At 68.7% G+C, this 11,020-nt stretch carries 3 protein-coding genes and 1 pseudogene; all 4 read right to left on the reverse strand.

The genetic code is table 11. The features are described from left to right. Positions 1 to 416: 416 nt before the first annotated feature. On the reverse strand, positions 417 to 2,831 hold the full coding sequence (locus D180_RS07630) for a glycoside hydrolase family 127 protein (protein ID WP_017912324.1): 2,415 nt from the start codon (positions 2,829 to 2,831) through the stop codon (positions 417 to 419). Positions 2,832 to 3,214: 383 nt separating this feature from the next. Beyond that, positions 3,215 to 5,014, reverse strand: coding sequence for an Svx/AvrXca family virulence/avirulence protein (locus tag D180_RS07635; RefSeq protein ID WP_017912325.1), 1,800 nt, complete (start codon positions 5,012 to 5,014; stop codon positions 3,215 to 3,217). Positions 5,015 to 5,446: 432 nt separating this feature from the next. Continuing rightward, positions 5,447 to 7,008: pseudogene (locus tag D180_RS07640) on the reverse strand (family 43 glycosylhydrolase). Beyond that, positions 7,005 to 11,020, reverse strand: a 4,016-nt coding sequence (locus D180_RS07645; protein ID WP_017912326.1) for an Ig-like domain-containing protein, incomplete at its 5' end; no start/stop codon positions are given. The gene D180_RS07645 and the pseudogene D180_RS07640, both read right to left, overlap by 4 nt.

Genomic DNA, 11,020 nt, shown 5'->3' on the forward strand with positions numbered 1-11,020 from the left:
CTGCTGGACGGTGGCGCCTGCGCGGCGCCTGCGGTGGCCTGCCTGCACCGGACCACGACGGCCTGGCGCACAACGGGGAGGCCGATCTCCTGCGCGCACGGCCGTGCGCGGCTCCCCGCTCCTGCAATGACGTCCGACGACGATGGCGGCGCTCCGGTGGCGCACGCCGGCGCCACGGCCGGTACGACGATGCGATCAGATTTTCATCACGCGGTCACACTGTGCCGTGGATGCATGGCCGCGTCTTGTCGCGATTCGCGGTTTCGCATGCGGAATCATGCATGGTCATGTGTGGCTCCACGCCTGCACGTAGCAACGTGCCGCGGCATGGCGCGGTGTCGCGCGAACACGACCACGACAGGCACACACTGCAATCGACCGTGCGCGGCGATGGCAACGATTCGCGCCATGCCGCGTCACGCCGGGATCAGCCAGCCACCGAACAGCGGGCCGGCGGTGTCGCCGTGCTGCGGCTCGATGCGTACGATCAACGGCTGCGCATCCCGGGTGATCGCCGGCGGCAGCGGGTAATCGCGGTCGACGAAATCGATCACCTGGCCGCGCTCCACCGCCACTTCCACGGCCAGCTTGCCATTGATCAGGATGTTGAAACGGCCCTTGTCGCTGCCCCAGAAGCGCAGCCGCAGCGCCAGCGGCTGCGCGCTGCCGCGCATGCGGAACTCGACGAAGCCCTTGCCGCGCACGTCGCGGCACTGCTGCCGACGGTAGGCGCCACCGAAGGAGGTATCGCTGCGCAACTGGTGGGCCTGCTCGGAGGCCTCGTCGCCGAACTGGATCATGTCCACCGCGATCGCACGCAGCTTGTCCTGCTCGGCCTGGCGCCGCGCCCGCCGCTGCGCTTCCTGCGCCCACTGCGCAGGATCCATACGCTTGAAATACAGCGCGCTGCGGCGCTCGTACTGTGCGTAGAACGGGACGAAGGTCAGGCCCGTCGGTTGCGTGCTGCTGGCCAGGAAATGGCCGGGCTGCGGCAACTCGACGAAGCCGCGCAGCGGATCGGCCGTGGCCACCAGCGCCGGGTCCGGCGCGTCGTACGGCGTACTCACCGGCCCCAGATCGGCGGCCAGCGCCAGCGGACCGCGCATCACCACCACCGTGTCCGCATCGCCGGCGGCGTGCTCCAGCCGCAGCGGCGTGGCCAGGTCCAGGTCGATCACGTCGCCGGCGCGCCAGTCGCGCTCCAGCGCCAGATAGCCATCGGCCAATGCCGCACGCGCGGGCTTGCCGTTCACGCGCAGTGTGTAGCGGCCCTCGCACCAGGCCGGCACCCGCAACAGCAGCCGCCGCGGCGCGCGTGCGCCGGCACGCAGCACCTGCAGGCGCACCTTGCCGTTGTCGGGCACGCCACTATCCAGTTCCAGCGACAGGTCGCGCTCGCTCCAGTCCAGCCGCGAGGGGATATAGAGATTCACGTACAGCGAGGTGGCATCCTGCCAGTAGATCGCATCGCCGAACTGCGCATGCGCTTCCATGCCGCTGCCGACGCAGCACCAGAACGAATCGAACTTGTCGGAGAAGCCGCGCTCGCCGCCGCTGATCATCGGCGTCATGTAGGTGAACATGCCGGTGGCCGGATGCTGCGCGGCCATGGTGTGGTTGTGCAGCGTGCGTTCGTAGTAGTCGAAGTAGCGTGCCTGCGGCGTCCACTGGTACAGGTGCCGGGTCAGCTTGAGCATGTTGTAGCTGTTGCAATGCTCGCAGGTCTGCTCGGTCAGGAACGCGGCGATGGTGTCCGGCTCCTGGAAATACTCGCGGTCGGCATTGCCGCCGATCACGTAGCTGTAGTGCGCGGTCACCGTCTCCCAGAAGAAGCGCGCCGCCGCGGCCGCATCGGCATCGCCGGCGACTTCGAACTGGCGGGCCTCGCCGATGAACTTGGGCACCTGGGTGTTGGCATGGATGTGCGGCAGTTCGTCGCGCCCGGCCGCGGCCGGGTCGATCACCTTCTCGTGGCGCAGGCGCTTGCCGATGGCGATCCAGCGCGCATCGCCGGTGCGCGCGCCCAGTTCGATGTAGGACTCGTTGAGGCCGCCGAACTCGGTATCCAGCAGGGTCTGCATCTGCGCGTGGTCGAGCGCGTCGAACACACCGGCGAGATAGCCGGCCAGCGGCAACAGCACCTGCAGCGCTTGTGCGTTGCCGGCCAGTTCTTGCGTGTCGAGCAAGCCGGCGAACAGTTTGTGCACCGTGTACAGCGGCGACCAGCTACCGTTGAGATTGAACTTGCTGCCCTTGATGACGCCGCGTCGCACTTCCTCGAACACCACTTTGCCGCTGTCGATGGCGCCGTTGTCGTTCTTGCGGGTGAGCCCGCCGACGTAGCCGTCCGCGTCCTTGGCCTGCGCGCGCGCCAGTTCGGCGACGATGTAGTCGATGCGCTCGCGCAGTGCGGGATCGCGGGTCTGCGCGTGCATCTTCGCCAGTGCGCTGAGGTAGTGGCCCAGCGTGTGGCCGGCGATGGTGTCGCCCTCCCAGCCGCCGTACACCGCGCCCTTCGGCGGCAGGCCGGCGTACTGCAGGAAGTTGTGCAGCAGGCGGTCCGGCTCCAGTTCCAGCAGGTAGCGGCGGTTGGTCTGCAACGAGTCCAGGAACAGCGAGGGTTTCAGCGTGACCTGCTGCAAGGGCAGCGCCTGCACCCGGCCCGGGGTGGACGCGGCGGCGTCCAGTGGGAAGCGCAGCAGCCCGGCGGCCACCGCCAGTGCGCTCCATTGCAGGAAGCGGCGTCGCGAGGGATCCAGCGCAGTCCCAGCCGCGTCGGAAGATGCGTGCGCGCAGGCGGCGCCATGCCGATGCATGCCCTGCCCGCTCATCGCCGGCCTCCCGCGTGCAAGGCGGCATGCGGGAAAGAAACGCATCGAGGCATGGACTGCTCCTGTGTGAGATGTCGGGACGCCGACGCCGCAGGGCAACGACCGGCGGATCCATGGTCACTGTGTCATCCGGGTGACAGCGCGTCTTGTCCCCACTGATGCGTGCAGATGCGGATTTCGGCCGAATCGCCGCGACGACCTGCCGCCGGCGACCAAGCCCTGCGGACAGCGTGGGCGAACGCGGCCGACACGCCAATGCGCTGCGGCTCATGCGCCACCCGCACGACGCGTCGCGTCATGCCGGGATCGCGACACCGCGGAGGTGTCGCAGCGAATGCACCGTGCATCCGCCACGACACCGCCTGGCAGTCATTGCCGGTCGATCATTGCGGCTTCGCCGTGACCTCCGGCACCGCGTCGGTCAGGTCGGCGCCATAATCGGGGTTGGTCACCGTATCCGCATCGACGTAACCGTAGAACACGCCCTTGCTGGCCGACGCGCCGCGCTGCTCGACGTCGCCACGCAACTGCGCGGCGCCGGACAGCGTGAACCCACCGAACGCGCCTGCCGGCTTGAACACCGTATGCAGCTGGGCACGATCCTTCACCGTCACGCCATCCTGCAGCAGGCTCAACCCGCCGACCACGGCGCCGTCCTGCACCTGCCCGCCCAGGATCGTCGCATGATCCTCGATGCGCGCATCGCCCAGCACCTTGCCCCCCAGCACCCGCGCATGCGGGCCGACATAGGCCGTCGACGCGACATATGCGTTCTGCGCGACCCAGCCACCGCCGTTGGGATGGCGGCTGCCGACGCGCGTCGGCGTCGGCGCCCCGGGCTGCTGGCCCGACGGATAGACGTTCTCCAGCGTGATGCTCCACGGGTAGCGGTAGACCGAGTAGTAGGACTGATCCCACTTGATCTTCTGCATCTTGCTCGGTGTCCCCAACACCACCAGATACAGGTCGCTGTCATCGCTGCGCACCTGGAACGACAGCGCGGCATCGGCGCCTCGCTGCAGCGCGCTGTAGCGCGGCTTGCCGCTCGCATCGATTGCGACCAGGCCCCAGCGCCAATCCGAGTCCGGCGTACCGATCGTCTCGGGATCGTTGACCAGGCTGGGCAACGTATCGACCGCCGACTGCTGCTGCACATTGCCATGGAACTTCACCACGACCGCATTCGCACCCGCCGCGGGAATCAGCCGGACCAGGTTGTAGCCCCACCGCTGCGGTGCCCAGTCGAACGGCACCTGGTAGCCGCCGGCCTGGCCCTGCACCGGATCCAACTGGGTCAGGCGCAGTGCGCGATCGCGATTGGTCTCATCGGCCAGGTTTTCCGGATCGAACGCGGTATTGCTGCCGTATTGCTGGCGCATCACGACGCCATGGTCGCGACCGTCCGGGTCGGTGTAGTCCCACTGCACGTTGTGCATGGCCCAGTCGCCGAACACGTCGTTGAGCTGCGACTGGCTCCAGCCCATGTTGTCGCGAATGATCGAGAACGGATCGGCATCGGCCTGGCGCGAATCGCCGGGCTTGGGCGCCTTGGCCCACAGATCGTTGATGATCGCGTAACCGAAGCGATCCTTGAGGTACTCCATGAACTGCCAGTTGCAGTAGCGATCGCGGGTCGAGCCAAGATAGAGATGCGGGTAGTTCACCAACATCTCCGAGCACTGCACGTCGTCGTGGAAATACTGATGCGCCATCCAGTTGGCATGCGATTCCCAGATCCAGCCGACGTACGGCGAGTCGCGCAAGCCGCCGGTGCTGCCCTGCAAGCCATGGGTCAATTCATGCGCCAGGCCCCAGTGATACCCCAATTGGTCCGGATTGATCCACATGCCCATGCCGCCACTGGCGGAGGTACCGCCGTTCAGGCCGAAGCTGTGGTCCAGGTAGACGCTGACCTTGTACTTCGTTTGGGTGTTGCAGTAAGGCTCGGGAAACCCGACGCGCTCCATGTAGGCAGACCAGATCAGTTCCAGTTCCTTGGCTGCCGAGGCGACGTCGTCCTGCGACACGGTTTGCCCGTCCTTCCAGCGGAACGCGAAGTGTTGCGTTTCGTAGCGAACGGCCGGCATGTCGGTATCGCCGGGATTGGCGATCCATTGACCGGCGGTGCAGGCCGCCGCGTGTGCATGTTGCGCAGCCAGTGCCAGAACGGCCGACAGGCACATCGTGGAGACCAGACGCACGTATCGAGAAGCAGCAAGTTTCACGGCTCTACACTCCTCTTGTCCGACGACATTGGATGAATAGGACGATCGACGCGCGTTCCGCCGCACCAGCCTGCAGTGATTGAGGCATCCGCCGCCACCACGACGGCATGAGGATCCAGGTTCGCCTCCGGCGAAACGCCAGGAACACGCCGCACGGCAGCCACTCGCGTATCGGCAATGCGTCGCCAGACTAATCCACCAAAACGCCATGCACCCGACGTTTATCCTCATGGAATCGGGATAATTCCGCACAGAGTCCGAAAATCAAACCAACGTCACGGCAGGAACATGATGCGGCCGGCACCTGCCGCCGACATCAGCGTCAGGTGCTGCAACCGAAGCGCCTGCGAAGGTCGGCGAGGTCGGTTCGATCGGCATGCACGCCTCACTTCAAGGCATGTCGCAGCGCTGCACATCCGCCGCGCTCGCCTGCGGCAAGCGCTGCGCCTGCGGCGCCAACATCTCCCACTCCTGCACCGCCAGTGCGGCGTAGCGCTCGCCGCTGCCGGCGGCGTCCAGCACGGCGCGCACGCAGCGCGTGGTCACTGGCGCGAAGCGCAGCGTCTGCCAGCGGCCGGCGACGGGTGCGCGCGTACTCTCCGCCAGCGCGCCGGCGGCGCCACGCCGCTGTCCGCGCCCGGCGGATGATCGGCCCAGAACAGGATGCGACTGCCCTGCAGCGTCACCGGTTGCGCCCAACTGTATTGCAGCCATTGCTGCGGTCGGTTGTGCGGCGTCCAACTGCCCCATAGCTGCGGCGGCAACGGATTGCGCTTGACCCGGCCGTCGTTGAGCGCGGCGATCCAGTACTGGTGCGGGATGTCCGGGCCGTTGGACGCGCTGGCCTGCGCATAACGAGCGAGGTTGCGCTGCGGCGGCAACGGCGGCTGTGGCCGCTGCGTGGGCACCACCGGCAGGATCCGCGCCGGCTGCCGGGTGTCGTCCCACTGCAGCCGGTCGATCGCCACGCTGCGGCGGAAATGCCCGCCGCCCTTGGCGTCGGCGGTGTGGTAGACCAGGTACCACTGGCCCTTGAATTGCACGATGCCCGGATGCGAGGTGGTCGAGGACACCGGCGGCAGGATCACGCCGCGATAGGTCCATGGCCCCAACGGCGACGGCGCGCTGCCGTAGGCGATGCACGCGTGGTACAGCGTCGGCGTGCACTCCGACTCCGGCCCGGCATGGTTGTCGGCGTAGGCCATGTAGTAGGTGCCGTTGCGCTTGAACAGCCACGGCGCCTCGAAGTAGCCGTCCAGCGTGGTCACCGCCACCGCCTGCCCCTTCGGCGTGACCATGTCGCGTTCCAGTTCGATGCCGAACAGCTTGCCGAAGGTGCCCCAGTACAGATACACGCGGCCATCGTCGTCGACCAGGACGGTCGGGTCGATGTTCTGGATCGCGTTGGGCACCGGCAGCGACTGCGACAGGATCGGTCCCTGCGGATGCGCGTCGCGCCACGGCCCCAGCGGGCTGTCGGCCACCGCCACGCCGATCGCGAACGGATCTGCATTACGCGAGTGTGCTTCCTGCACCGGCGCATACAGGTAATAGCGTTTATCCGGGCCCTGCACGATCTGCGCAGCGTAGGCGTGGCCGGGCGCCGCCCAGGCGAATACCTGCTGCGGGCGCAGCAACGTCGGGTAATGGGTCCAGTCGCCGCGGCCGACATCGTCGGTGACCAGCAGTTGCCAGCGGTCGATCGCGAAGTCGTTGACCTCGGGTGCCGCCTCGTCGCGGCCGGCGATGATGTAGAGCTTGCCGTCGGCGACCAGCGGCGCGGGGTCGGCCGAATAGGCACGTCCGTCGGCCAGGATCGGATTGCCCGGCGCATGTACCTGCCGCGACCACGGCACCGCCGGTGTCGCGGCGATGGCCGCGGCAACGCCGATGCAGGCAGCGCAGGCCACCAGCAGGCAGGCGACGGCACGGCGCACGGGATGGCGGTTCATGGCGTCGTCTCCGCCTCGATCACCAGCTCCAGCCGCACCGGCAGCGTCCCGGTGCCATCGCAGCCCTGCGCCTGTCCGACCACGCTCAGGCGGCCGGGCTTGGCATAGGCGGCCGGCGCCAACGGCGACCACTGCACCGGCACACGCTCGCGCGAGCCGTCGTTGTACTGCACGGAGACCAGTTCCGGCAGCACCGGCGTCTGCCCGGCAGGCACATGCAGCGGCGGCGGCACCTGCACCGTGGTGAGCTGGCCCGGCGCGGTCGCGCGGACCCAGATGCTGGCCGTCGCCGGCACGCCGCCGTCGGCCAGGCCCTGCACCTGCACGCGGCCCTCACCGGCCAGCGCCGCCGCATCGACCTGCGACCAGCGCACGCCCAGCCAGGCCCAACTGCCGTCGGCGAAGTAGCCGGCGATGCGCGCCGGCAGCGTCGGCGCCTGACCGGGCGCGATGCGCACGTCCACCGCTTCGGTCGCCACCGCGCGCTCGGCGAACACCTGCCATTCGTCCAGACCGACCGCGTAGTGGCCCTCGCCCTGCGCCGCGGTCTGCAGCACCGCGCGCAAGGCCGTGGTGACCACCGGCGCGAACGTCACCCGGCTCGGCGCGCCATCGCCGTGCACCGGATAACCGCCGTGCACGGCGATGTCGCGCCACTGCGTGCCGTCTCGGTATTGCAACGTCCACGCGCACGGCAACGCCACCCCGCCCTGCGGTTGGTCGTCCCAGAAATACAGCGCCGTGGCACTCAGCCGTTGCGGTTGCGGCCACTCGTACTGCACCCACACCGAGGCCGGCTGCGCGCGTCCCCAACTGCCCCAGCGGCGGTCGGCGGCCGGCATCTGGTCCGGCGCCGGCAGCAGCCCATCGTTGAGCGCCTGCAGGCGGTGATGGCCGGCGGTGAACTGCGCGCTCGGCGTAGCCTCGCCCTGTACCTGCAGCGTCTGCCCGGCCGGAGCCGCCGCCGCGGTCACCACGACCTCGGCGTGCCCTTGCAATGCGCCGTCGTCGGCCTGCAACTGCAGGGTGTAGGCGCCGGGCACAGTGAAGCGCACCTGTGTGGTGGCCGCCTGCGGCTGCTCGAACAACGCCGCACCGCCGGGCGGTGCCTGCAGCATGCGCCAGTGCAGCGTCAGCGTGCCGTTCGGCAACGCGTCGTCGCCGACCCGGCCGACCAGGCGCATCACGCCGCCCGCCGCACTGCCGTCTTCCTGCCAGGCCTCGACCTGCGGCGCCTGGTTGCCGTGCACCGCCGGCGCCGCGGCGCCGCTGGCATAGGCCTGGATCTCCTTGATCCCGGTGCGCAGCGGGCTGGCATGGGTGACCTGCACGCGCCAGCGCTGCGCGCGCAGCGGCGGGAAACGGATGCAGTTGCGGTTGCCCTGCGCGATCGGTGCGTCACGCACCTGGCCCGGCACGGTCTTCCACACGCCGGCGTCGAAGTACTGCAGCACGTACAGCCACGGCGGCGCGTAGCCGGCGCGCGTGCCCGACGGGAAGCCGTGCTGTTCGCCGGGCGGCGACGAACTGCGATAGAAATACACGCGTACGTCGTCCAGGGTCTGCGGGCGCTGCAGATCCAGTTCCAGCCAGTCGCTGCTGCTGCTCGAACCGGCGGTGCCCCAGAACGGTTCGTTGGCGGTGCTGCCGTCGACCGCGGCCGTGGCCGGAAACCCGTCGGCCGCATAGCTGGCGCTGACTGCCGCGCCCTGCGCCAGATTGCGCGCGCCGGGCGGCAACGCGATGTCGAGCCCCGCGTCGGCGAGGACCGCACCGATTCGCGCCGTGCCGGGAAACCGCACCTGCTGCGGCGCCTGCAATGCCAGCCGATGCGCGGCCAGCACCTGCATCTGCGCGGCACCGGCATTGACCACATCCGGCAAGGCCTGCACGTGACCGCTGGCCGGGTCGTACAGCACGTGCGCCAGACGATCGACGGTGAAGGCCAGGTGGCCATCCAGGTACAGCGAATAGCCCTTCGGCGCGGCTCCGCCGTAGCGGCGGCCGTCGCGATCCCAGACGATGCTCAGGTCGCGATCGCGGTAGCGCAGGCGGTCGGCGGCGAAATGGTCCCAGCCGATGTCGATGGGATACAGCTCGATCAGGGCGTCGCTGCGCGGGCGCAGGCCCATCGCATCCTCGATCACGGTGAAGTTGGTGGCGCCGAGCTGGGTATGGTGGATCCACGAGCGATAGCCGATGCGGCCGCCATCGGCGGCGCTGCCCTGCGCCCAGAACTCGTTCTGGTCCGGGTAGCGGTTGTCGCCGTCGATGTAGTGTGCCCACGCGTTCCAGTACAGCAGCTTACGGTAGCTGGACGCGTCCAGGTACGGACTGGGGTAATCACGCAACACGCTGCCGAGCAGGCGGAACGCCACGGTGGAATTGATCACCGAAAAGTTGTTGCTGCCGCCGGCGCCGCGCGCCTGCGCGTCGGCCTGGTTGGCGGTGTAGAACGGAAACAGCGGGAACTGTCGCGCATCGGCGAACAGGCGCAGCGCGCGCACGTACTTGGGGTCATCGTCGGCATCGCCGTGCCTGGGCATCAGGCCGACGCTGAAGGGGTAATAGTTGTTGGTTTCCTTCCAGTCCACCGGCAGGCGCGGCTCATCGGCCTGGCGCTGCTTGAGCAGGTCGCCGTGCAGGCCCATGCCGTCAGCCTGCGCGCTATGGTCCTGCCACAGCACCTCCAGCACGGCGCGGCGGATCTTCGCCGCCAGCGCCTGCATGCGCACCGCGGTGGCGGCGTCGCCGGCCAACTGCGCGGCCTGCGCGGCAGCCAGCGCATTGGCGTACACGTACGCGCTCTCGCTGCGGTCCATGCGCGCTGCGCCATGGTGTTTGGCCCAGTCGAAGGACACCGCGTCGGCGTCGTTGCCGGTCATCGCCGCCCAGTCGTATTCGATCAGGCCGTTGCCGTTGCGGTCGTAGGCGCGCAGCAGCGCGTCCACGTCGTCGCTGGCGTAGCGCGCCAGTTGCCCGGCGATCGCCGGCGGCCCGCCGTGCACCTGGTAGGCGCGCCAGGCGGCAGCGCTGAGGTACTGGGCGTAGGAGTTGGACCAGTTCTCCGGCGCGCCGGGATTGTCCACGTACTTGCCGCCGCCGGCGGTCTCGCCGGCGCCGAGCCAGGAGCCGTAGGCGTAGAGCGGATCGCGCAGGTACTTGAGGTCGTCGATGAACATGCCGGTGGTGAGCACGATGGCGTTGTCGTAGCCGAGCACGCCTTCGATCGCCACCGGGAACTGGTAGTCGTTGCCGGGCACCGCCGCGTCCAGGAAATTGAAGCGCAACAACCACCAGCGGTAGAACAGGGTCTTGTCGAGATTGTCCTCGGGCGTGTCCAGGTACGGCAGGTTGTCGGCCCACCAGCGGTTGTAGGCGACGACATGCTCGCGGTAGGCCTGCTGCGGCGACTGCGCGGCGATGCGCCGGTATTCCTGCTGTGCGGCCGGCACTTCGCGCGCGATCAGCCCCAACTGTACCTTCAGCGTCGGCGCGGCACCGTGCGCCAGCACCGCCAGTGGCCGCGCGATGCTTGCGCCATCGACCGCGAAGCCGTCGCCGGAGAGCCGCGGGAACAGCGTGGTGATGGCGTTGTGGGTGACGAAGGCGCCGGTCAACTCGGCACCGTCGGGATGCGTGGCCATCGGCGAGACCGCGCGCACGGTCAGCGCATGCGCCGCGCCGTCGGTGCTGGACACGGTGAGCTCGGCCACCGCCACGTTCTGCTCGCTGATGAACTTGACCAGTTGCAGGCGCACGCCGCCTCCGGCATACGCGCTGCTGAAATAGCTCGGCGTCTGCCGTCGCTGCGTGCTGTCCTCGACCAGCGCGATCGGCACGCCGTCGCGCTCCAGTTGCAGGCGGAACAGCGCGTCGTGGCCGGTCTTGTGCACGTAGGCCACGTCGCCGACGAAGCCAGGCTCCTCCGGCTTGTGCGTGTACAGGTAGGCGGCGCGGCCGCGGGTGAACAGCCAGTTGTTGCTGTCGCCGAAGCCGCCGCCGGTACCCT

It is taken from the genome of Xanthomonas sp. SHU 166 (assembly GCF_000364685.1).
Taxonomy (GTDB): Bacteria; Pseudomonadota; Gammaproteobacteria; order Xanthomonadales; family Xanthomonadaceae; genus Xanthomonas_A; species Xanthomonas_A sontii.

What these genes read in the sequence shown, in the direction of transcription:
- D180_RS07635 (WP_017912325.1), bottom strand. Translation starts at nt 5,014, where the DNA reads ATGTGCCTGTCGGCCGTTCTGGCACTGGCTGCGCAACATGCACACGCG.
- D180_RS07630 (WP_017912324.1), bottom strand. Translation starts at nt 2,831, where the DNA reads ATGAGCGGGCAGGGCATGCATCGGCATGGCGCCGCCTGCGCGCACGCA.